The following is a 21,862-nucleotide window of genomic DNA, read 5'->3' on the forward strand; positions in this document are numbered from 1 at the left end:
GCGTGGCGGCCCAGGCGGTGCGGGGGACTTCATGTCCCCGATGCATCTGTCCTGTGCCCGATTCGCCACGCTCCCTCTGCGGCAGGGGGGCATTCTGTATCGGCGGACGATACCATTCAACCACAATGTTGCTTGTTTACATCAGTGTCACACAAGGCTCGTGAAGAAGGCAAAAGCAGCCCCTCCTCATTTGAGCCCGCGGATCACCTGGATGTCGAGTTCGCGGATCTTCTTTCGCAACGTATTGCGGTTGATGCCGAGGAGGTGCGCCGCCTTGATCTGGTTTCCGCGCGTGGCGGCCAGACTCATGCTGAAAAGCGGCCTCTCGACCTCTTTCAGCAGGCGTTCGTACAGCCCCGGCGGCGGCAGGTCGTCGCCATGAGACGAAAAGATGCGGTTGAGCGTCCGCTCGACCGAGGAGGCGAGCGGCTCGTCGACAGCGGCCTGCGTGGCGGGCTTGCCGAAATCGGGCTCGGCGAGTTCCGTTTCGAGGATGTGGGAGCCGATAGTCTCCTCCGTGTAGAGGGCGGCCAGCCGGCGCACGAGGTTTTCGAGTTCGCGGACATTGCCCGGCCAGCGATAGCGCTTCAGCAGTTCCATACCCTCGGAGTCGATGGTCTTTGGGGGCAGGCCCTCGTCTTCCGCCTGGCCGAGGAAGTGGCGGATGAGATCAGGAATATCCTCTGTGCGTTCGCGAAGCGGCGGCAGGCGGATCGGCACCACGTTCAGGCGGAAGAACAGATCTTCGCGGAAGAGGCCCTGATTGATGAGCTGACGTAGATCGCGGTTCGTGGCCGCGACGATGCGCACATCCGTCTTGATCGGGGTGCGCCCGCCAACGGTGGTGTATTCGCCCTGCTGCAAGACACGCAGAAGACGCGTCTGGGCTTCCATCGGCATATCGCCGATTTCGTCGAGGAAAAGCGTACCGCCTTCCGCCTGTTCGAAGCGGCCCGTGGCTCGCTGGCTTGCGCCGGTGAAGGCGCCCTTCTCATGACCGAAAAGTTCGCTCTCGATAAGTTCACGCGGGATGGCGGCCATGTTGACGGCGACGAAGGGACCGTTGCGCCGGCGGCCGTAATCGTGAAGCGCGCGGGCGACGAGTTCCTTGCCCGTGCCGGACTCGCCCGAGATCATCACTGTCAGGTCCGTCTGCATGAGGCGGGCAAGAACGCGGTAGATGTCCTGCATGGCGGGAGAGCGGCCGATCAGCGGAATCTTTTCGCCTTCTTCGGGCTGCTGCCGCGCAATGCCGGGTTCTCGCGGGGCCGCCATGGCGCGGTCAACGACGCGGATCAGTTCGTTGAGGTCGAAGGGCTTGGGCAGATATTCATAAGCGCCGCGCTCCGCTGCCGTGATCGCTGTCTTCAACGTGTTCTGCGCGCTCATGACCACGATGGGCAGCTCGGGCCGCGCGCGCTTGATGCGCGGAATGAGGTCGAAGGCATTTTCATCCGGCATCACCACGTCCGTGATGATGAGATCTCCCTCGCCCTGGCTCACCCAGCGCCAGAGTGTCGCCGCGTTACCGGTCGAGCGAACTTCATAGCCAACCCGTCCAAGTGCCTGATTAAGCACGGTCCGGATCGCCGCATCGTCATCCGCGAGAAGAATTGTGCCGCTTGGCATGGGGGCCACTCCTGTCAGTGCTCAGTTTCATCATGAGTCACGGTCGCGCCCGTATGCATGGGCAGCAACACGCGGAATATTGTTTTTCTCGGCAGGCTTTCGCATTCGATGATGCCGCCGTGATCGCCGATGATCTTCGCGACGAGCGCAAGGCCGAGGCCGGTGCCGGAGGATTTCGTCGTCACGAACGGGTCGAAGAGATGTTCCATCAGATCGTCGGGTACGCCGGCACCGTCATCGATCACGCAGATTTCGAGCGGCAGGCTGACGCGATCACGGCTGCCGGGCATGGCAAGACGAACGCCAGGCCGGTAGGCCGTGGTCAAGACGATTTCGCCATCAGGACCGCCGATCGCTTCGGCGGCGTTCTTCACGAGATTGAGGAAGACCTGGATGAGCTGATCCTTGTCGCCAAGCACCGGCGGCAGCGAGGGGTCGTATTCCTCGTGGATGCGGATGTTCTTTGCAAAGCCCGTTGCGGCGAGCTGTTTCACGTGGCCGAGTACAAGATGAATATTCACCGGCTCACGCGGGACGGGGCGCTCGTCGGAGAAGACTTCCATACGGTCGACGAGTTTGCAGATACGGTCCGTCTCCTCGCAGATGAGGCGCGTCAGCGTCTTGTCTTCGGGAGTGCCCGAAATTTCGAGGAGCTGGGCCGCACCGCGAATGCCGGAGAGCGGGTTCTTGATCTCATGCGCGAGGATTGCCGCCATGCCGGTGACCGAGCGCGCGGCGCCACGATGGGTCAACTGACGGTCCATCTTCTGCGCCATGGTGCGGACCTGCAGAAGCAGCAGCACATGGCCGGGATATTCGGTGAGCGGTGTCACCTGGATATCGACCTGGCGGTCGCCGATGCGCGGCGTACCGATCTCGACGCCGTATTCATTCACCGACACGCCACGCTCGAAGACCTGATCGATCAGCGCAAGAACCGGGCTGCCGAAGGCCACTATTTCGCTCAACGGATGACCCAGCAACATGGCGGAACTGGCGGCGAAGAATTCCTCGGCGCTATCGTTCACATATTCGATGCGCATTTCACGGTCCACGAGGATGACCGGATGCGGCATCGATTTCAGGATCACATTCGCTTCCGGCGGGCCGCCGGGGCCAAAGGCGCGAACCACTTGCGACATCAAGCCGCCTCCCTGTTCGTTGATGGGGTTGCGGGGGCGGCCTCCCCTGCCTGCTCGTAAAACGAGGCGATGGCCGCGAGCACATCCCGCGGGTCATTCATGCGCACAACCGCGCGCTTCGTTGCCATTGCTTCTTCCGGGAAGCGCCGCGAGGCTTCCTCGAGGTACCAGACGAGGTGTTTGCGGGCGACGCGCACACCGAGGGGCGCGCCGTAATGTTCGATCATGTCGCGATAGTGAGCAGCAGTGATCTCGCCCTGCGCCTTCCATGAGGGAGCAGCAAGCTTCTCGCCCGTTGCGAGGAAATGCGCGACCTGAGCAAGGAACCAGGGGCGCCCCTGCGCGCCCCGGCCGATCATCACGCCGTCCGCGCCGGAGGCTTCGAGGATCGATTTTGCGTCTTCCTCGCTCATCACGTCGCCATTCGCGATGACGGGAATGGACACCGCCTTTTTTACTTCAGCAATGAAGTCCCAGTCCGCCCTGCCCTTGTAGAACTGGCAGCGGGTGCGTCCATGCACCGTGACCATCTTTACACCCGCGGCTTCCGCCCGCAGGGCAAGCTCCGGCGCATTGCGCTTGGTCTCGTCCCAGCCCGTGCGCATTTTCAGCGTCACCGGCACAGCGGTCGCGCCGACGGTTGCGTGGATCAGGCTTTCGGCATGATCGAGGTCGCGCATGAGGGCCGAACCGGAGAGGCCGGACGTTACCTGCTTTGCCGGGCAACCCATGTTGATATCGATGATATTCGCGCCCGCAGCTTCGGCTACCCGCGCCCCTTCCGCCATCCAGTGAGCCTCACGGCCAGCCAGCTGGATCGAGAGCGGCTCGAATTCACCCGCCCCCGCCGCCCGGCGGACGACATCCGGCCGGGCACGGACAAGCTCGTCGCTCGCCACCATTTCCGATACAACAAGACCGGCGCCAAGGCTGTGGGCAACCCGGCGGAACGGCAGGTCCGTTATCCCGGCCATAGGCGCCAGAAGAACAGAATTTTGAAGCGTGTGTGGGCCGATAGAGATGGTCAAACTTTGGGCACTCGATAAAATTGCACAAATTTTGTCCAATTTAGCGGTTGCCTAAAGTTTCGGCAAGGCAAATTGCTTGCCTGGGGCCACACAGGGTGCGAAATGAGCAAATATGCTAGCAAATCCAAAAGTTGCCGCGCTGATTGTGGCTGCCGGCCGTGGCAGTCGCGCAGGCCCGGGCGCGCCGAAACAGTATCGTCAGCTTGCCGGTGAGCCTGTGCTGCGCCGGACGCTCGCCGCCTTTGCCTCTCACCCCGGTATTTCGAGCGTTCTGGCCGTCATCCACGAGGACGACCGTGACGCCTATGAGGATGCCGCTGCGGGCCTTCCAAAGCTCATGACGCCCTGCCCCGGCGGGGCTACGCGGCAGGCATCCGTGAAGGCGGGGCTGGAAGCATTGGCGGGCACGGCTCCCGACCATGTCCTCATCCATGACGGTGCGAGGCCGCTGGTCCCGGCCAGTCTGATCACCGACTGTATCGCAACGCTTGCAGACCATGCTGGCGCGCTCGCGGCCATTGCGCTGACCGACACGATCCGCCGGGCGACTGGAAAAGGGCGCGCGGGCGAAACGGTGGACCGGAGCGGGCTCTGGCGCGCGCAGACGCCGCAGGCTTTCCATTTCAGCGCGATCCTCGAAGCGCATCGCCATGCATCCGGCAAGGATTATACGGACGATGTAGCGGTGGCTTGCGCTGCAGGCATCGAAGTGGCGATGGTCAAGGGCGACGAAGACAACATCAAGATCACGAGCGCGGAGGACTTGAAGCGTGCGGAGCGGATACTGATGCGAGGGGGTGATACGAGAACGGGCACAGGTTTCGATGTCCATCGCTTCGGACCGGGGGATCATGTCTGGCTTTGCGGCGTTAAAGTCCCACATGAGTTTGGTCTCGTCGGTCATTCGGACGCCGATGCGGGCCTTCACGCGGTTACGGATGCTATCCTCGGCGCAATCGGCGCGGGCGACATAGGCCAGCATTTCCCGCCGAGCGATCCAAAATGGAAAGGTGCGTCATCCGATATTTTCCTGGCTCACGCCGCCGAACTTGCAAGAAAGCAAGGCGCCGCAATATCCAATGTCGATCTCACGCTCATTTGCGAACGTCCGAAAATCGGCCCGCATGTTTCCTCGATGCGACAGCGCATTGCCGGCATTCTAGCGCTCGACATGGCGCGCGTGAGCGTCAAGGCGACGACGACCGAAGGTCTAGGCTTCACGGGACGTGGCGAAGGCATCGCCGCGCAGGCCCTTGCGACACTCGTCTTCCGGTGACCGCATGAGCCGTTTGACCGCACTCCCCCCTTCGCTTCCGTTCCGCCACCCGGCGGCACTTGTCGCGACCTGGTTCGGCAGCGGCCTCATCCGGCCGGCGCCCGGCACCTGGGGCACGCTCTTCACGTTTCCTTTCGCGCTTGCAATCGGCTGGACGGGCGGCGCTTGGGCGCTGCTTGCCTGCTCGCTCCTCGCCTTCGCAGGCGGCATCTGGGCGGCTGGATATTTCTGCCGGGCGGCAGAGAAAGACGATGCACCGGAAGTCGTAATCGATGAAGTCTCGGCGGTGCTGCTCGTTCTTGCCGCGTTGCCTATGACGCCTGTCGGCTGGGTTTCGGCATTCTTTCTCTTCCGCTTTTTCGACATTCTCAAACCCTGGCCGATCAGCGCCATCGAACGGCGTTTCAAGGGTGGTTTCGGTGTGATGATCGACGACATGATCGCGGCACTTTTTACGATCTTCTCCTTCCTTCTGCTCGACCTTATCTGGATGGTTCTGACATGAGCATCTTTTCCCGCCGCCTCATCCATCTTGCCGAACTCACGCTTGCTGACGCTCGCGAAGCGAACCTCAAGATCGTGACGGCGGAGAGCTGCACGGGCGGGCTTGTTGCAGGGTTGCTTACGGAGATTGCAGGATCATCGGATATCGTGGAGCGCGGCTTCGTCGTTTATTCGAATGAAGCGAAGCGCGACATGCTCGACGTGCCGGGCGATCTCATTGCCGATTTTGGCGCGGTGTCGGAGCCCGTTGCGCGCGCGATGGCAGAGGGGGCATTGAAGCATTCACGCGGGCACATCTCCGTTTCCGTGACGGGTATTGCAGGGCCCGGCGGCGGCACACCGATGAAGCCGGTCGGCCTCGTTCACTTTGGCGCGGCGCGGCAAGGACGCAGCATCATCCACGAGATGCAGCTTTTCGGCGATATCGGGCGCGAGGAAGTCCGTATGAAGGCAATCGAGACGGCGCTCAATCTCGTACGGCGGATGATCTAGGCTATTTGGAAGAAGGGACAGGGCTGCCCGTTTCAAAGGACGGCCCGGCCCGCTTGCCACCATAAAGCTCGTCCGCGCGGTCGATGAAAGCCTGCATCATTTTCGCGAACGCCTTGGAGAACACCGCGCCGATCATCTTTTGCAGCGTGGCGCTCCTGAACTCGAAATCGATGAAGAAATGGATGCGGCAGCCGCCATCCGGCAGCGGTTCGAATTGCCATTTATTGTGCAAATAGCTGAACGGACCCTGCACATAGCCGACATCGATGAGGCGAGTTTCCTTGTCGAGTTTCACGCGGCTGGTGAACTGCTCACGGAAAACCTTGTAAGACACAATAAGGTCTGCCAGCAGAACTTCCTTGCCGTTCTCTATTTCGCGGCGGCGGATGCGCGCGCCGGTGCACCAGGGCAGGAATTCGGGATAGCGGTCGATAGCGGCCACAAGTGCGAACATGTCGTCCGCCGAATAAGGGACGTCGCGGGTTTTCTCATGCGCCGGCATGGCGATTTCAGCCCCTTGCGACAGCCGCGTTGCGCGCATCGCGGAGGCGCGCGAAGTCCTCATCCGCGTGATAGGAGGAGCGCGTCAGCGGGCTCGACGAGACGAGGAGAAAGGCCTTGGTGCGTGCGATGCGCTCATAGGACTTGAACTCTTCCGGCGTCACGAAGCGGTCGATAGCAGCATGCTTGCGCGTCGGCTGCAGATACTGGCCGATAGTCAGGAAGTCGATGGAGGCCGAGCGCATGTCATCCATGACCTGAAGGACTTCCTCGCGCGCCTCGCCGAGACCGACCATGATACCGGACTTGGTGAAGATCGTCGGATCGAGCTCCTTCACGCGCTGGAGAAGGCGCAGCGAATGGAAATAGCGCGCACCGGGACGAATGTTCAGATAGAGCCGGGGCACGGTTTCGAGATTGTGATTGAAGACATCCGGCCGGGCGGCCACGACCTTTTCCAGCGCGCCTTCCTTGCGCAGGAAGTCCGGTGTCAGGATTTCGATGGTCGTGCCGGGCGAGCGGCGTCGGATAGCCTCGATCACCTCGACGAAATGCTGTGCACCGCCATCGGCGAGATCATCGCGGTCGACAGAGGTAATCACGACATGGCGGAGGCCAAGCTTGGCAACGGCATTCGCCACATTCTCAGGTTCGTCCGCATCCAGCGGTGCGGGAAGACCCGTCTTCACGTTGCAGAACGAACAGGCGCGCGTACAGGTATCGCCCATGATCATCATGGTCGCGTGCTTCTTCGTCCAGCACTCGCCGATATTCGGACAGCCCGCTTCCTCGCAGACGGTCACGAGATTGTTCTCGCGAACGATCTGCTTCGTCTCTGCATAAACCGCGGAGCCCGGCGCCTTGACGCGGATCCATTCGGGTTTGCGCAGAACGGGCGTATCCGGGCGCTTTGCCTTTTCGGGGTGCCGGGGCTTAACCGCGCCCGGCTGCAGCGTATCTACGATCGTGACCATGGAACTCGGTACCGTTTGCCGACAGGACATGGATAGCCGCTCGGCACGATTCAAGCAAATCCAGCTTGTTCTTGCGGCTTCAACGGCAGTTTACGGCTCATTCCTCAAGTATCAGTTGAGACCGAGCCGCACAAACTGGCTTTCCGGGACTTCAAGTTCCATCAGAGCAGCACGCAGCCGCTCCGCAAGATCCTTTTCGATGGCCTCACCGGCCAGATTGCGGTTTTCAGCCGGATCTTCTTCCAGATCGTACAGGTGATGGCCGGTGAACTTCGTCAGCGCCCAATAAGGCACCATGTCGCCCTTCTGCCATTGCTGGTGGATCACGGGAACGCTGCTGCCCGGCATCCGGTCCAGGAAAGCTCGCTCGTCCGGCAGGGGCAGCTCCTGCTCACGCGAGAGGAAATGCGTTGGCATTGTCGACCAGCGATTGGACATCATACTGAGCGGCGCGTTGTCGCCCGCCGGGCCGCGCGCATATTTGTAGCGTCCGTCGATATAGTGAACCTCGCGCCCCCAAACGCCAGTCAGCAGCCAGTCGCGGACGGACGATTTCGTGCCATGCATCAAAGGCAGCAGTGAGCGGCCATGGGTTCGCTGGCGCACCTCGACACCGAACATATCCGCCAGGGTCGCGAAGAGATCGACGCTGGTCGTCAGTGCATCGCAGCTGCCAGGCGCGACATCTGGGTGGGCAATCATCAAGGGAATATGACCGAGCGGTTCGTAGACCGGGACACCGGGCTTTCCCCAGATGTCCTTCTCGCCAAGATAGTGGCCGTGATCCGTGCAGAAGATGACGAGCGTATCCTTCCAGAGATCGTGACGGTCGAGTTCGTCCAGAATCTTGCCGAACCACTTGTCGATCATTGTGAGCTTGCCGCCATAGCTCGCTCTGATCTGGCGAGCCTGACGTTCATCAATTACGCCCTTCGCAATTGCGCCCTGCATATAGGGCGGCCAGATGAGATGCGCGCCTTCCCATTCCGGGTCGTACATGGAGGCATAAGGCTCCGGCGTGTCGAAGGGCTCATGCGGATCGAACTCATCGACAAAGAGCATGAAACGCTCATGATGGCCTGCGTTGTCCGCGAGCCAGCGCGCGGCGCCTCCCATTGTACGGGGCCCCGGGAAATCTTCTTCGCCACGAAAATAGCCGCGCGAGTCGTCGTAAGGCATGTGCTTGCGCATGAAATTCGGGGCGCCGGCCCAGCTTGGATCGGGGCGCGTCTTCCAGGGGTCGCCTTCATGTCCGCGCTGATAGTCCCAGGCGGTAAAATCCACGTGGTAATTCTCGCCGCCCGTCTCGAAGAGATGCGGATGGTCCGAAAAGAGCTGTGTCACCACACCCTTCTTGCGGAGTTCATAGGTTATCGCGTCTTCCCACAGCTCGACGGAGCCCCATGGCCGCCAGAGAAAGTCGAGCGAACCGCAAAGAATGTCGTGCCGCGCGGGCATGCAGGGAAGCGAACCCGTGAAATGCCGCGTGAAACGGGTTGCACGAGCCGCGAAGCGATCGAGATTGGGCGTCGCGAATTCACTGCCACCATAGGCACCAAGCATATGGCGATTGAGGCTATCGAGAAGAACCACCACTGCATTCTTCGGCGTCGACACTGAACTGTCTTGCAAGGCTCCCCCCTCCCCGTTTGGACGTCAGGCGCCGTTTGCCTGCGCCGTGCGTCTTTTCTTCGCCCAGAGATTCAGCATCTCCACACCCATTGAGAAGGCAACAGCAAAGTAGAGATAGGCCTTGGGGATGTGGAAGTGCAATCCATCCGCGACAAGCGCAATGCCAATCAGGATCAGGAAGCTGAGGGCAAGCATCTTCACCGTAGGATGCTGTTCCACAAAGCCGCTTACCGGCTCGGCAGCAAAAATCATGACGATGACGGCAACGATGACGGCGGTGGCCATGATCGGAAAATGATCGGACATGCCGACAGCGGTCATCACCGTATCGAAAGAGAAAACAATATCGATGATGGCGATTTGCAATACGACGCTCATAAGGCCGGCTGCGACGGCTTCCTTGCCGTTTTTGTCGTTCTCCTCGCCTTCAACGGCGTGGTGGATTTCGACCGTCGCCTTCGCCATGAGGAAAAGACCACCGGCCAGCAGCAAGAGGTCGCGCCAGGAAAGTTCATAGTCGCCAAAGTCCAGGACCGGACTTGTCAGCGTGACGATCCATGCGGCGGATGCAAGAAGGGCAAGCCGAGTGACAACCGCGGCTGCGAGCCCGAGGCGGCGGCCGAGCTTCTGCTGATGCGGCGGCAAACGGGAAGCAAGGATCGAAAGGAAGATGAGATTGTCAACACCGAGAACGATCTCGAGGATCGTCAGCGTTGCGAGACTCGCCCAGTTCTCAGGCTGCAGAAAAATTTCGAACATGATGGCCGGGAAGTTGCGACGCCGGGATAGCTTAATCGGTGCCTGTGACTAAAACACTTTCATGTCATACATATCAGCCAAAACCTTCAAGTCGCCATTTTCGTTCCGCACGGGCGAAAACTAAAGTCCTGAAAGGGCTGATTCGAGCCCGTATTCAGGCTCGGCGGGAAAAAGCGCCCGGCAACCCTTAATGACGCGGGGCATCAGGTATGGAGAACCCGCCCATATGCGTCGAGTACCGCCTCCCCCATCATCTCGGAGAGAGTGGGATGCGGGAACACGGCCTGCATCAGTTCGGCTTCCGTAGTCTCCAGCGTCATGGCGACGCCATAGCCCTGAATGAGTTCTGTAACCTCGGCACCGATCATATGCGCTCCGAGAAGTTCTCCGGTCTTTCCGTCAAAAACGGTCTTCACGAAACCTTCCGTCTCACCCAGTGCGATGGCCTTGCCGTTCGCCCGAAACGGGAAACGGCCGACCTTGACCTCGTAGCCCGCCTCTTTCGCCTTTGCCTCGGTGAGTCCGACGCTTGCGATCTGAGGCGTCGAGTAGGTGCAACCCGGTATGAGACGCGTGTTGATCGGATGAACATTCTTCACGCCCGCGATACGCTCGGCAGCGAGAATGCCTTCGTGACTGGCCTTGTGCGCAAGCCAGGGCGGGCCGGCGAGGTCGCCGATGGCATAAATGCCCTTTACGCCAGTCTCCAGCCATTCGTTGACAACCACATGGGTCTTCTCGATCTTCACGCCCGCCTTCTCAAGCCCGATATTCTCTACATTGCCCACAATGCCGACGGCGGAAATGATCTTCTCAGCGTCGAGGGTTTCGTCTTTGCCGTTCACGGTTACGCGCATTTTCGCACCGCTCGCGGTGACTTCCGTCTTGCCGATCTTCGCACCGGTGAGCAAGCGGATGCCGCGCTTCTTGAACGCCTTTGCCGCTTCCTTCGAAATCTCTTCGTCCTCAACGGGCAGGATGCGATTCAGTACCTCGACCACCGTCACTTCGGCGCCGAAGGCGCGATAGAAGCTTGCGAATTCAATGCCGATGGCGCCGGAACCAACCACGATAAGCGATTTCGGAATCGCCTGTGGCACCATCGCCTCACGATAGGTCCAGATCGCCTTGCCATCCGGTTCCAGGCCTTCGATGGTTCGCGCGCGGGCACCTGTCGCGAGAATGATGTTCTTCGTGGTGATTTCGCTCGTCTTCCCGTCTTTTGCCTCCACCGCAACCTTGCCGTCGCCGGCCAGCTTGCCGCTGCCTTCGATGACATCGATCTTGTTCTTCTTCATGAGGAACGTAACGCCATTCGAGAGCTGTCCGGCGACATTGCGGCTGCGCTTCACGACCGCCTCGGCGTCGTACCCGATGTTATCGGCTTTCAAGCCAAACTCATCGAGCTTGTGCAGCGTCTCGTAAACTTCCGCCGAGCGGAGCAGCGCCTTGGTCGGAATGCATCCCCAGTTGAGGCAGATGCCGCCCAGCGCATCTCGCTCCACGATAGCAGTCTTGAGGCCGAGCTGCGATGCACGGATCGCGGCAACATAACCGCCGGGACCGGACCCGATTACAACGAGATCGTATTGCTCGGCCATCAGAGAAGCATCCTTGCGGGATATTCCACGTAAGACTTGAAAGCCTCGAGAAAACGCGCGCCAAGCGCGCCGTCGATGGCGCGGTGGTCGCAGGACATGGTGACTGTCATGACATTGGCGATTTCAAGTTTGCCGCTCTTCACGACCGGCCGTTCCTCGCCCTTGCCGACGGCGAGAATCGCTGCCTGGGGCGGATTGATGACGCCAGTGAAATGCTTGATGCCGAACATGCCCAGATTGGAAATCGAAAAGCTGCCGCCTTCATACTCGGCAGGCTTGAGTTTCTTGTCGCGGGCGCGGGCAGCGAGCGATTTCGCCTCTTCCGAAATTTCGGCGAGGCCTTTCTTTTCCGCGCCGCGAATGATCGGTGTTATGAGGCCGCCGTCGAGCGCGACCGCAATGCCGATATCGGCCGATTTGTGCTTCAGGAGCGCATTGCCTGCGAAGCTTACATTCGCATCCGGCACCTTTATCAGTGCAAGAGCGGCGGCACGAATAAGGAAATCGTTGACCGAAAGCTTGATGCCCTCGCCCGCCTCCTCGTTCAGCTTTTTCCGCGCGGCGAGCAATTCATCAAGCTCGCAATCTATCGTCAGATAAAAATGCGGAATTTCCTGCATCGACTGCGTGAGGCGACGCGCAATGGTCTTGCGCATGCCGTCGAGCGGCACTTCCTCATATGTGCCTTTCTCGTAGAAGGCGCGCGGGTCGATGGATGGCATCGGACCTTGCGTCGAACCGGACGCACCTGCCGCTTTCTTCGGTGCAGATTTTGCCGCACCTTCCAGATCGGCTTTGACGATGCGGCCATGCGGACCGGAACCTGAAACCGCCGTCAGGTCGATACCCTGCTGGTCCGCGATCCGGCGCGCGAGCGGCGAGGCAAACACGCGTTCGCCTTTCGCAGTCTCCGGTGCAGGGGGCGCCTTGCCTCCTGTGTCCGCCGCAGGTTTCTTCGTCTCGGACTTTACAGGCGTCGGTTCGGACTTTTCCCCGGCCGGTTTTTCAGCCTCCGCTTCCGTGTCTTTCGGCGGCGCCACAGGCGTATCCTTCAAGGCATCGTAGCCTTCGAGCGCGTCCTCGCCCTCGCCTTCTTCGAGCAGCACGGCGATAGGTTTGTTGACGGCCACGCCTTCCGTACCTTCATCGACAAGAATCTTGCCAATGGTCCCCTCGTCCACGGCTTCCACTTCCATGGTCGCCTTGTCCGTTTCAATCTCGGCGATGACATCGCCGGCGCTTACGCTGTCGCCTTTCTTCACGTGCCATTTGGCAAGCGTGCCTTCCTCCATGGTCGGCGAAAGGGCGGGCATCAGGATGGGTGTGGGCATGACCGCGCTCCTCAGCGATAGCAGACGGTTTTCACCGCCTCTATCACTTCTTCGGCGCTAGGCAGCGCGAGCTTTTCGAGATTGGCCGCGTAAGGCATCGGCACGTTCTTCTGCGCAACGCGCAGGATCGGCGCATCGAGATAGTCGAAGGCCCTTGCCTGAACCTCGGCGGCAATTTCCGCGCCGATGCCGCAGACAGGCCAGGTCTCCTCGACGGTGACGAGACGGTTCGTCTTTTTCACCGATGCGATCACCGTGTCCATATCGAGCGGGCGAATGGTACGCAGGTCGATCAGTTCGACATCGAGCCCTTCTTCTTCGAGCTTCGCCATCGCTTCAAGACAGTAGGTGATGCCGTGGCTGTGCGAGACGAGGGTCACGTCCGCCCCCTCTTTCATCACCCGCGCCTTGCCGATGGGAAGCACATGATCGTCGAGCTTCGGCACATCGAAGCTCTTGCCGTAGAGCACTTCATTCTCAAGAAAGACAACGGGGTTCGGGTCGCGGATCGCAGCCTTCAAAAGCCCCTTGGCATCAGATGCCGAATAAGGTGCGATCACGACCAAGCCCGGAATATGCGCATACCACGACGCATAGTCCTGGCTGTGCTGCGCACCGACGCGTGCCGCAGGGCCGTTAGGACCTCTGAAGACGATGGGACAAGACATCTGCCCACCCGACATGTAGCGCGTCTTCGCGGCCGAGTTGATGATCTGGTCCATCGCCTGCATGGCGAAATTGAAGGTCATGAACTCGACGATGGGACGGAGCCCAGCCATTGCAGCGCCGACGCCGAGACCGGCAAAACCATGTTCCGTGATCGGCGTATCGACCACGCGCTTGTCGCCGAACTCGGCGAGCAGACCCTGGGTCACCTTGTAGGCGCCCTCGTATTGCGCAACTTCCTCGCCCATCACGAAGACGCGGTCGTCGCGTCGCATCTCTTCGGCCATCGCATCCCGCAAAGCCTCGCGCACCGTCTGCGAGGCATATTCAGTGCCTTCGGGAATGTCCGGATCGCTCTTCACCTCGACTTTGGGTGCTGCGGTTTCCTTTTTCGCCTTTTCACCGCTTTCACGGCTTGTTTTTTCACCCTGACCTGGATCCGTCTTCGGCGTTTCTTTCTTCGGCTCCGTCTTTTTGGGTTCTTCCGATTTCACGTCGGCGACATCCTCATCGTCGCCCGCAAGCAGCGCGATGACATCATTCACCTTTACATTCTCTGTGCCTTCATCGACAAGGAGTTTGGCGACGGTGCCTTCGTCCGCTGCCTCGACCTCCATCGTGGCCTTGTCCGTTTCAATCTCGGCGATCACGTCGCCGGCGCTGACCGTGTCGCCAACCTTCACGTGCCATTTGGCGAGCGTGCCCTCTTCCATGGTCGGTGAGAGAGCAGGCATGAGCACTTCAATCGACATAAGCGTCACGCCTCCACGTCTGCAAGAACATCGGTCCAGAGTTCAGAGGCATCCGGTTCCTCGCTCGCCTGCGCGAACTCAGCGGCCTCATTGACGATCGCCTTGATCTCCTTGTCGATTTTCTTCAGGTCGTCTTCCGACAGGGCTTTCGCTTCGATGAGCCGCAGCCTTACCTGCTCGATAGGGTCGTGCTCGGCGCGCATCTTGTTCACTTCTTCCTTGGCGCGGTATTTCGCCGGATCGGACATCGAGTGCCCGCGATAGCGATAGGTCATCATTTCAAGGATGTAAGGGCCTTTGCCCGCACGGCACCATTCGGCGGCGCGCTTGCCGGCTTCGCGCACGGCGCGCACATCCATGCCGTCCACCTGTTCACCTGGAATATTGAAGCTCACGCCGCGCTTGGCGAGGTTCGTCTGCGCACTTGCGCGCGCAACGCTCGTACCCATGGCGTACTGGTTGTTTTCGATCACGTAGATGACTGGCAACTGCCAGAGTTCGGCCATGTTGAAGCTCTCGTAGACCTGGCCCTGGTTCGCGGCGCCGTCACCGAAATAGGTGAGGCAGACATGATCGTTCTCGCGGTACTTGTTCGCGAAGGCGAGGCCTGTGCCGAGCGGCACCTGCGCACCGACAATGCCGTGTCCGCCGTAGAAGGCTTTGTCGACGCTGAACATATGCATCGAGCCGCCCTTGCCTTTCGAGTAGCCGTCTTCACGGCCGGTCAATTCCGCCATGACGCCTTTCGGGTCCATGCCGGTCGCGAGCATATGACCATGGTCGCGATAACCAGTGATGACCTGATCGCCTTCCTTTATCGCGCCCTGCATGCCGACGACGACGGCTTCCTGTCCGATATAGAGGTGACAAAAGCCGCCGATGAGACCCATGCCATACATCTGCCCAGCCTTCTCCTCGAAGCGGCGGATCAGCAGCATGTCGCGATAGGCCTGCAGCTCTTCATCCTTCGAAAGCGACGCCGGGCCGCTATCGGATTTTCTCGGGGGTTTCTTCTGAGCCTGCTTGGGAGCGGATTTTGCCGCTTTGCCGGACGATGATTTGGACGTCATTCAGGGGGCCTCGACGCCGGAAATTGAAGACAAGCACGACAATAGTGGCACAAATGGCCACCCGCGCCACACTTTAGAAGTGGCTCATAAATATTTGGTTTCAATGACAAAAACAGAAATTAACTTGATTTCAGTTAAGTGCCGCCGGGGAATAGCCGCCCGCTAGCGCGGGGATTGCATCCTGCCGGGCTGCGGCTCCAGGAAAATCACGACCTCGTTTGGCCCGCCATACCCCAGAGCCGCGCGCGCACGCTCATCGAGAAGGTCGGGATCGAGACTTTCCGGGCGCAACAGCGCGACCTGGCGATCGAGCTGTTCGCGCTTGGTCTGCACCTCGTCAAGCTGGTGCTGAAGCGTGTCGGTGCGATTCTGGATATCGAGCCAGGAAATAAAGCCGTGGCGCCCATAGACAGCGTGATAGGCGAAATAGCCAAGAACGATGATGCAGACGAACGGGATCAACGCCTGCCGCAGGCGAAGAGGTTCGGAAGTGCGAATCACCGTGTAACTGTCCATGAACAAGAGGGAATCACATAGTGATTCCAACGGTCAAGCAGGATTCATGTAAATCGGAGTCTGGTGTGACTCAGACCTTCAGAATGCCCCTGCCGGCATATTCGGCCGTCGCCCCGAGGGCCTCCTCGATACGGATGAGCTGGTTGTATTTTGCGAGCCGGTCGGAGCGCGCAAGCGAGCCGGTCTTGATCTGACCGCAATTGGTCGCGACCGCGAGATCGGCAATCGTCGCATCTTCCGTTTCGCCGGAACGATGCGACATGACGGCCGTGTAGCTCGCCTTGTGCGCCATCTCGACGGATTCGAGGGTCTCCGTGAGCGAGCCAATCTGGTTCACCTTCACGAGGATGGAATTTGCGACGCCCTTTGCGATACCGTCTGCGAGGCGACGCTTGTTCGTGACGAAGAGATCGTCGCCAACGAGCTGAACTTTGCCGCCGATGCGGTCTGTCAGCGCCTTCCAGCCCTCCCAGTCGTCCTCGGCCATCCCGTCTTCGATGGAGATGATCGGGTACTTGCCGGCAAGGTCCGCCCAATAATCGACCATGCCGCCGGCATCGAGCTTCTTGCCCTCACCCTTGAGGTCGTAAACGCCGTCCTTGAAGAACTCTGTCGAAGCGGCGTCGAGCGCAAGATACATGTCGTCGCCCGGCTTGTAGCCCGCTTTCTCTATCGCCTTCATGATGAAGCCGAGCGCTTCTTCCGTCGAAGCGAGGTTTGGCGCGAAGCCGCCTTCATCGCCCACATTTGTATTATGGCCTGCGGCCTTCAACTCGCCCTTGAGCGTGTGAAAGACTTCCGACCCCATGCGCACTGCATCCGCGATGGAGCTTGCCGCCACGGGCATGATCATGAATTCCTGGATGTCGATCGGATTGTCGGCATGTTCGCCGCCATTCACGATGTTCATCATCGGCACGGGCAGCACACGCGCGGCAGGGCCACCCACATAGCGGAAGAGCGGCAGGCCAAGCGAGGCAGCCTGTGCCTTCGCCACGGCGAGGGACACGCCAAGGATCGCGTTCGCGCCAAGACGGGCCTTGTTGTCCGTTCCGTCAAGTTCAATCAGAGCACGGTCGATCTGTATCTGCTCGGATGCGTCCATGCCGCCGATGGCATCGAATATCTCGCCATTGACCGCGCTCACCGCGTTCAGCACGCCCTTGCCCATGTAGCGCGGGCCGCCGTCGCGAAGCTCCACGGCTTCGTGCGCGCCGGTCGAGGCACCTGACGGCACACCCGCGCGGCCGAGCGCCCCATCCTCCAGCAGCACATCCACCTCGACTGTCGGATTCCCCCGGCTATCCAGAATTTCGCGCCCGATGATGTCGATGATGGCGGCCATGTCGTTCCGTCTCTTGTTACGATTGTTTCGGCAGGTCAGGCCCGTCCGGCCCGGTCGCGGTTTTCATAGCGGAGTGAAGTCCGGGGCGAAAGGGGCTAATCGCTCATTTTCCCATCAGGGCCGGCCATTTTCGGTGTTCTTCGCCGCCTCATCCTGCTCTGCCGCCTTGCACCACCAGCTCTGGTCGCCAATGCCGCTTTTTGGGCGACTGTCCGGCATGGCGAAGCGGTCCCAATAAGCGATCCGGCCCATCGCATAGGGGTCGTGGAAGGAGGGAATCGCGTAATTTCCCCATTGCAGCGCCCGGTCGAGCACCTTCGCGTAAAGCCGTTTGTCCTCCAGGGTGCGCGCCTCCGCGAGCTTGCGGGCGAAGCTGTCGATCATCGGATTTTCAAGACCGATCAGATTGTCCTTCTCCGCACCGCCCCCGGCTGCTCCCCACATGCGAAGCTGTTCTTCACCGGGAATGACCGGCGGAATGTAGAAGCGATAGGCAATATCGAAACGGCGCGCCTTCAGCCGCGCCTCATAGGCGGCGTTATCGATTACTTCCAGCCCTGCGTCTATGCCGGCGCGGTTCGCATTGTTGAAGAAGGGTGTCAGCACCGCCTCCTGCGACTGGCTGTTGGTGAGGATACGAAAGCGAAACACATCGCCGGCATCGTTTCTCAATTTGCCATCCCGATAGCGCCAACCCGCCTCGGCAAAGAGATCAAGCGCCTTGCGGAAATTATCGCGGTCGCGGCCACTGCCATCCGTCACCGGCGGTGACCACGTTTGCCGGAAAGCCTCATCGGGAAGCCGCTGGCGCCACGGCTCCATCAGCGCCTTTTCTTCCGCCGTCGGCGGCTCGTCCGCCGCGAACTCCGAATTCTGGAAATAGCTGCGCGTGCGGCGATAGGCACCGTGAAACACATTCTCGTTCGGCCATTCGAAATCGAAAAGCAGCGAAAGCGCCTTGCGAACGCGAATATCGGCGAAGCGCTCCTCGCGCAGGTTGAAGAAGAAACCGTTCATGCCGAGCGGCCACCACGCTTCGACGGTGAAGCGCTTTATGCGGCCGTCGCGCACCGCAGGCGTGTCGTACATGGTTTCCCAGCGCTGGGCGCTCATATCCACGAACTTGTCGATGTCACCTGCGAGAAAGGCCTGAAACGATCCTGTTTCATCGAAGAAATATTCAAAGGCGAGTTCGTCGAAATTGAACAATCCCTTGTTTACCGGCAGATCCTTCGCCCAATAATCCTTCACCCGTTCGAGGATGAGCCGCCGCCCCGCGTCTATGCTGCCAAAACGGTAAGGTCCATTGCCGAGGAAGGGATCGAGCGTCGTCGCGCCGAAATCACGGTCGCGCCAATAATGCTCCGGTATGACAGGCATCTCGCCGAATTCGAGAATTGCCGTCGGTTCCATCCCTTGGGGAAGCCGGATCTCGACGGTGCGCTCGTCGAGTGCCTTCACTTCGATCTGCTTGAGCATCAACTGATAAAAGGGCCGCGCGTCCTTCTGGAAGGTCTTTGCGGTAAAGACCACATCGGACGCCTTCACGGGCACGCCATCGTGAAAGACAGCACGCGGATCAATATAAAAGCGCACTCGGCGGCCATCGTCGAAGACCTCGACACGGTTCGCGATCAAACCATAGGAAACCATATCCTCGTCGGGTGATGCGACCAGCAGCCCGTCATAGAGGGCACCGTGAATCGGGGTCGGCGAACGTCCCTTCACGATCCAGGTATTGAGACTGTCGAAGGAGCCGCGCGCCGACTCCGTCATGCGGCAGCCTTTCGGCGCCGCCGGATTGACCCAGGGAAAATGTTGAAAGTTTTCTCCGTAAAGCGGTTTGCGTCCGATCGAGACAGAGGGATAGGCCGGCTCCTTCGAGGCTTCGACGTGGTAGAGCCCTTCCGCTGCCTCGGCACCACCGCTTGCCCCCAAGGCGCAGAACGCGAGGCAGAGAAATGCCATGAACCGCTTCGTCGAATTCATCCAAGCGTGGTTCTCAAGCCGCATCATTCCTGCTCGCTCCTTTTCTCGTTTGCCCTGTCCGCCGGTGCGCGGCGCAACATGCCATGAATTTGTTGCGATTGGTTCTCATTTTGATATTGCGAATGACTCTTATTTGCAATATGAGTCGCCCCGCGTTTCGAATGGCACGCCGAACCGCATCCCGGCCGCTTGAACTTCAGTTTGAGCGGCGTCCAGTCACGACCGAACCCGGGGGGCGTTCCATGTCATCCAGCACAAGCACACGACGAGTCACGTCCGGCCTTCTTGCCGGCACAGCCATCGCACTCACTCTCACCTTCGCCGCTCTCTGCAGCGCAGCCATGGCGCAAGAGTTAGCCACCGGGGACGATACCGCCCTGGAGAAAAACGAAACGGAAAACGACGAAAAGGATGCCGATGTCAGCGCCTACGTCTTTTCTCCGATCACCGTCACCGCTGCGCGAGGCGAGCGTTCGCTTTTCGACACACCGGCCAACGTATCGCGTATCACGTCCCGGCAGCTGGACCAGCGCATGGACAATACGGTGAAAGAGCTCTTCCGTTACGAGCCCGGTATCGCCGTTTCCCGACAGGTCAGCGCGGCCGATCCCTTCGATAGCGCAGGCGGAATCCAGATCCGCGGCGTCGGCGGCAATCGCACCCAGATCATCGTCGATGGATCCCGCACTATTGAGGGCATCACCGACAACACCCGCGACATCGTCGACACGAGCAACATGAAAGCCGTCGAAGTCGTGCGCGGCCCCTCCTCCGTTCTGTGGGGTTCGGATGGTATTGGCGGCGTCGTCAATTTTGTCACCAAGGATCCCTCCGACTACTTCAAAAACGCTGACGATATGGTCGCTGGCTCTGCAATGGCTTCCTACAGCTCCCTCGACAATTCCTATGTCGAATCCGTGACCGGCGCGTTCCGCCTTAGCGACGCCCCGAATGCCGTGGAAGCGCTTCTCACAGTGACGCGACGCGACGCAAACGAGCCGGAGCTCACGACCGCGCGCAATGAAGCGACGCCGGGTGGAACCTGTCCACGCGATCCGCTCGCCACGCCCTGCAATGAACTCGATGAACAGGACATCGCGTCGAACAACATACTGACCAAATTCGTATGGTCGCCTTCGGCGGGGAACCAGTTCCGACTGACCGGCGAGTACTACACACGCGAAACGGATGTAGACCAGAACGCTGCCAACGAAACGGCGGCAACCTATGTACAAACCGGCTATCGCCGCACACAGGACGTGGAGCGCTGGCGCGTCTCTCTGGACCAGCAATGGGATGTCGGCGCCGCATGGCTCGACACGCTCGATTGGCAGATCACCTACTCGCCGCAGAGCATCGACCGCAAGGGCGACCGCCGCCGCACACTTCTGCCCTCCGGCGATTTCGAGCAACGGATCGACAGCCTGAAATATTCCGAAGATTTTTATGAAGCTGATATCCAGTTCGGATCGAGCTTCGCTATCGGCGGGGTCAACAACCGGCTCACCTATGGTTTCGACGGCGATTATGTCGAAACGGAATATGAGCGCGTCGATATCACCAACAATCTCACGGCCAATACGTCGACCGTTGCGGTTGCTGGCGGTTTCAACTTCGCGAATGCCGACACGACACGCGCAGACGTCTACCTCCAGGACGAAATCGGATTCTTCGGAGACCGGCTGACGCTCATTCCGGGTGTACGCAACTCCTACTACAAGATCACGCCGCATCCAGACGCGAACTACCAGATCGTTCCCGGCGCTGAGCCGCGGCAGATGGAGGAATCCGATCTGCAACTGAAATTCGGCAGCGTCCTGGATGTCTGGGGGCCCTACTCCATCTATGCCGGTTATTCCGAAGGCTTCAAAATGCCGACGGCCCAGCAGCTTTATCAGTCGCTGAACAGTCTTCCGTTCTTCGCGCTGGTTCCCAATCCGAACCTCAGGCCAGAGTCGGTCAAAAGCTATGAAGTGGGTCTGCGCGGCGAGTTCTCTCGCGGCTTCTTCTCGGTTAATTACTTTCAGGCTGACTACAAGGACTTCATCCAGAATTTCGTTTCCGTTCCTGGCTCGGCAACGGACCTCACCTACGACAATCTGGCGAGCGTGAATGTCCAGGGCGTGGAAGCTTCGGGTGCGTGGCAGCTTGCCCCCCACTGGCGCACAAATTTTGCCGCTTCACATATGCGGGGCACACAACAGGCGACGGCTGGCGCCGCGGAAACCAACTTCAACGGAGCCTTGCCGCTCAATGTCGTGCTTGGCCTCAACTACGTCGAACCGGAGCACGGTCTCGACATCGAACTCGTGACAACACTCCAGAAGGCAACAACGCGCGTCGCAGACCCGGCAACCGACTTCGCGCCGTCCGGATACGTCACCTTCGACTTGCTTGCCTCATGGGAGTTCATGCCCGGCGTCAAGCTCAAGGCCGCTGGTTACAACCTCCTCGACCAGCGCTACTTCCCGGCGGAGACGTCCGGCTTCCCGATCGGCACGGACGCGACCCTCGCCGTCCAGGTTCTCAATCCAATCGAGCAGCAGGTCGGCTTCGGCCGGTTCGTAAAGGTCGGTCTCGAACTGACCTTCTGACGCGGTCCGCAGTACCGCGTCGACTTGAGCGCCCGGGCCGTGCCAGCCCGGGCGTTCTTTT

The 21,862-nt window shown here is 60.1% G+C and carries 19 protein-coding genes; 5 read left to right on the forward strand and 14 right to left on the reverse strand.

All coding sequences use genetic code 11. The annotated features are described in order from the left end of the window. Nucleotides 1–186: 186 nt before the first annotated feature. From ntrC to dusB, 3 genes are read right to left on the reverse strand one after another with little or no spacing between them, the layout of a single operon-like run. Entirely contained in the window at nucleotides 187–1,629 is a 1,443-nt protein-coding gene (ntrC, locus tag ABJO61_RS03770; RefSeq protein WP_348322783.1) for a nitrogen regulation protein NR(I), read from the reverse strand. 14 nt (nucleotides 1,630–1,643) lie between these two features. Next, nucleotides 1,644–2,771: a nitrogen regulation protein NR(II) gene (locus ABJO61_RS03775; RefSeq protein ID WP_348322784.1), complete on the reverse strand. Its 1,128-nt coding sequence runs from the start codon at nucleotides 2,769–2,771 to the stop codon at nucleotides 1,644–1,646. Beyond that, complete coding sequence (gene dusB, locus ABJO61_RS03780; protein ID WP_348322785.1) at nucleotides 2,771–3,799, reverse strand: tRNA dihydrouridine synthase DusB; 1,029 nt, start codon at nucleotides 3,797–3,799, stop codon at nucleotides 2,771–2,773. The genes ABJO61_RS03775 and dusB overlap by 1 nt, the downstream gene beginning before the upstream one ends. 112 nt (nucleotides 3,800–3,911) lie before the next feature. On the opposite strand from dusB, the gene ABJO61_RS03785 reads away from it, so the two are divergent. From ABJO61_RS03785 to ABJO61_RS03795, 3 genes are read left to right on the forward strand one after another with little or no spacing between them, the layout of a single operon-like run. Next, complete coding sequence (locus ABJO61_RS03785; RefSeq protein WP_348322786.1) at nucleotides 3,912–5,075, forward strand: bifunctional 2-C-methyl-D-erythritol 4-phosphate cytidylyltransferase/2-C-methyl-D-erythritol 2,4-cyclodiphosphate synthase; 1,164 nt, start codon at nucleotides 3,912–3,914, stop codon at nucleotides 5,073–5,075. A 4-nt stretch (nucleotides 5,076–5,079) separates the two neighbouring features. Continuing rightward, nucleotides 5,080–5,580: a phosphatidylglycerophosphatase A gene (locus ABJO61_RS03790; protein ID WP_348322787.1), complete on the forward strand. Its 501-nt coding sequence runs from the start codon at nucleotides 5,080–5,082 to the stop codon at nucleotides 5,578–5,580. Continuing rightward, nucleotides 5,577–6,071: a CinA family protein gene (locus ABJO61_RS03795; RefSeq protein WP_348322788.1), complete on the forward strand. Its 495-nt coding sequence runs from the start codon at nucleotides 5,577–5,579 to the stop codon at nucleotides 6,069–6,071. The genes ABJO61_RS03790 and ABJO61_RS03795 overlap by 4 nt, the downstream gene beginning before the upstream one ends. A 1-nt stretch (nucleotide 6,072) precedes the next feature. Here ABJO61_RS03795 and ABJO61_RS03800 read toward each other — a convergent pair whose 3' ends face one another. From ABJO61_RS03800 to ABJO61_RS03850, 11 genes are all read right to left on the reverse strand, one after another. Beyond that, complete coding sequence (locus tag ABJO61_RS03800; RefSeq protein WP_348322789.1) at nucleotides 6,073–6,612, reverse strand: type II toxin-antitoxin system RatA family toxin; 540 nt, start codon at nucleotides 6,610–6,612, stop codon at nucleotides 6,073–6,075. Next, on the reverse strand, nucleotides 6,581–7,546 hold the full coding sequence (lipA, locus tag ABJO61_RS03805) for a lipoyl synthase (RefSeq protein WP_348322790.1): 966 nt from the start codon (nucleotides 7,544–7,546) through the stop codon (nucleotides 6,581–6,583). The genes ABJO61_RS03800 and lipA overlap by 32 nt, the downstream gene beginning before the upstream one ends. Before the next feature lie 111 nt (nucleotides 7,547–7,657). Continuing rightward, nucleotides 7,658–9,178 (reverse strand): sulfatase, encoded by a 1,521-nt coding sequence (locus ABJO61_RS03810; RefSeq protein WP_348322791.1) that lies wholly within the window; start codon nucleotides 9,176–9,178, stop codon nucleotides 7,658–7,660. 24 nt (nucleotides 9,179–9,202) lie between these two features. Next, complete coding sequence (locus tag ABJO61_RS03815; protein WP_348322792.1) at nucleotides 9,203–9,937, reverse strand: TerC family protein; 735 nt, start codon at nucleotides 9,935–9,937, stop codon at nucleotides 9,203–9,205. A 203-nt stretch (nucleotides 9,938–10,140) separates the two neighbouring features. Then, nucleotides 10,141–11,538, reverse strand: coding sequence for a dihydrolipoyl dehydrogenase (gene lpdA / locus ABJO61_RS03820; protein ID WP_348322793.1), 1,398 nt, complete (start codon nucleotides 11,536–11,538; stop codon nucleotides 10,141–10,143). Further along, nucleotides 11,538–12,869 carry a pyruvate dehydrogenase complex dihydrolipoamide acetyltransferase gene (locus tag ABJO61_RS03825; protein ID WP_348322794.1) on the reverse strand — a complete coding sequence of 444 codons (1,332 nt, stop codon included), beginning with the start codon at nucleotides 12,867–12,869 and terminating at the stop codon, nucleotides 11,538–11,540. The genes lpdA and ABJO61_RS03825 overlap by 1 nt, the downstream gene beginning before the upstream one ends. An 11-nt stretch (nucleotides 12,870–12,880) precedes the next feature. After that, nucleotides 12,881–14,287: a pyruvate dehydrogenase complex E1 component subunit beta gene (locus ABJO61_RS03830; protein WP_348322795.1), complete on the reverse strand. Its 1,407-nt coding sequence runs from the start codon at nucleotides 14,285–14,287 to the stop codon at nucleotides 12,881–12,883. Nucleotides 14,288–14,292: 5 nt separating this feature from the next. After that, on the reverse strand, nucleotides 14,293–15,357 hold the full coding sequence (pdhA, locus tag ABJO61_RS03835) for a pyruvate dehydrogenase (acetyl-transferring) E1 component subunit alpha (protein WP_348322796.1): 1,065 nt from the start codon (nucleotides 15,355–15,357) through the stop codon (nucleotides 14,293–14,295). 162 nt (nucleotides 15,358–15,519) lie between these two features. Then, nucleotides 15,520–15,873, reverse strand: coding sequence for a septum formation initiator family protein (locus ABJO61_RS03840; RefSeq protein WP_348322797.1), 354 nt, complete (start codon nucleotides 15,871–15,873; stop codon nucleotides 15,520–15,522). Nucleotides 15,874–15,943: 70 nt separating this feature from the next. Next, nucleotides 15,944–17,218 carry a phosphopyruvate hydratase gene (gene eno / locus ABJO61_RS03845; protein WP_348322798.1) on the reverse strand — a complete coding sequence of 425 codons (1,275 nt, stop codon included), beginning with the start codon at nucleotides 17,216–17,218 and terminating at the stop codon, nucleotides 15,944–15,946. A gap of 114 nt (nucleotides 17,219–17,332) precedes the next feature. Then, nucleotides 17,333–19,186, reverse strand: a complete 1,854-nt coding sequence (locus ABJO61_RS03850) for an extracellular solute-binding protein (RefSeq protein WP_348322799.1) — start codon at nucleotides 19,184–19,186, stop codon at nucleotides 17,333–17,335. On the opposite strand from ABJO61_RS03850, the gene ABJO61_RS03855 reads away from it, so the two are divergent. Both ABJO61_RS03855 and ABJO61_RS03860 read left to right on the forward strand, forming a co-directional pair. Continuing rightward, on the forward strand, nucleotides 19,185–19,400 hold the full coding sequence (locus tag ABJO61_RS03855; protein ID WP_348322800.1) for a hypothetical protein: 216 nt from the start codon (nucleotides 19,185–19,187) through the stop codon (nucleotides 19,398–19,400). The two genes, ABJO61_RS03850 and ABJO61_RS03855, sit on opposite strands and share 2 nt — an antisense overlap. Nucleotides 19,401–19,449: 49 nt before the next feature. Continuing rightward, nucleotides 19,450–21,801, forward strand: a complete 2,352-nt coding sequence (locus ABJO61_RS03860) for a TonB-dependent hemoglobin/transferrin/lactoferrin family receptor (protein WP_348330655.1) — start codon at nucleotides 19,450–19,452, stop codon at nucleotides 21,799–21,801. The last annotated feature ends 61 nt before the right edge of the window (nucleotides 21,802–21,862 follow it).

Origin of the sequence: Parvibaculum sp. (assembly GCF_039973015.1) — a bacterium.
Taxonomy (GTDB): Bacteria; Pseudomonadota; Alphaproteobacteria; order Parvibaculales; family Parvibaculaceae; genus Parvibaculum.

Bases quoted from the DNA above. Each gene is read 5' to 3' on its own strand.
- ntrC (WP_348322783.1), bottom strand. From the start codon at position 1,629: ATGCCAAGCGGCACAATTCTTCTCGCGGATGACGATGCGGCGATCCGG.
- ABJO61_RS03775 (WP_348322784.1), bottom strand. From the start codon at position 2,771: ATGTCGCAAGTGGTTCGCGCCTTTGGCCCCGGCGGCCCGCCGGAAGCG.
- ABJO61_RS03785 (WP_348322786.1), top strand. From the start codon at position 3,912: ATGCTAGCAAATCCAAAAGTTGCCGCGCTGATTGTGGCTGCCGGCCGT.
- ABJO61_RS03790 (WP_348322787.1), top strand. From the start codon at position 5,080: ATGAGCCGTTTGACCGCACTCCCCCCTTCGCTTCCGTTCCGCCACCCG.
- ABJO61_RS03795 (WP_348322788.1), top strand. From the start codon at position 5,577: ATGAGCATCTTTTCCCGCCGCCTCATCCATCTTGCCGAACTCACGCTT.
- ABJO61_RS03800 (WP_348322789.1), bottom strand. From the start codon at position 6,612: ATGCGCGCAACGCGGCTGTCGCAAGGGGCTGAAATCGCCATGCCGGCG.
- lipA (WP_348322790.1), bottom strand. From the start codon at position 7,546: ATGGTCACGATCGTAGATACGCTGCAGCCGGGCGCGGTTAAGCCCCGG.
- ABJO61_RS03815 (WP_348322792.1), bottom strand. From the start codon at position 9,937: ATGTTCGAAATTTTTCTGCAGCCTGAGAACTGGGCGAGTCTCGCAACG.
- lpdA (WP_348322793.1), bottom strand. From the start codon at position 11,538: ATGGCCGAGCAATACGATCTCGTTGTAATCGGGTCCGGTCCCGGCGGT.
- ABJO61_RS03825 (WP_348322794.1), bottom strand. From the start codon at position 12,869: ATGCCCACACCCATCCTGATGCCCGCCCTTTCGCCGACCATGGAGGAA.
- ABJO61_RS03830 (WP_348322795.1), bottom strand. From the start codon at position 14,287: ATGTCGATTGAAGTGCTCATGCCTGCTCTCTCACCGACCATGGAAGAG.
- pdhA (WP_348322796.1), bottom strand. From the start codon at position 15,357: ATGACGTCCAAATCATCGTCCGGCAAAGCGGCAAAATCCGCTCCCAAG.
- ABJO61_RS03840 (WP_348322797.1), bottom strand. From the start codon at position 15,873: ATGGACAGTTACACGGTGATTCGCACTTCCGAACCTCTTCGCCTGCGG.
- eno (WP_348322798.1), bottom strand. From the start codon at position 17,218: ATGGCCGCCATCATCGACATCATCGGGCGCGAAATTCTGGATAGCCGG.
- ABJO61_RS03855 (WP_348322800.1), top strand. From the start codon at position 19,185: ATGAACCGCTTCGTCGAATTCATCCAAGCGTGGTTCTCAAGCCGCATC.
- ABJO61_RS03850 (WP_348322799.1), bottom strand. From the start codon at position 19,186: ATGGCATTTCTCTGCCTCGCGTTCTGCGCCTTGGGGGCAAGCGGTGGT.
- ABJO61_RS03860 (WP_348330655.1), top strand. From the start codon at position 19,450: ATGTCATCCAGCACAAGCACACGACGAGTCACGTCCGGCCTTCTTGCC.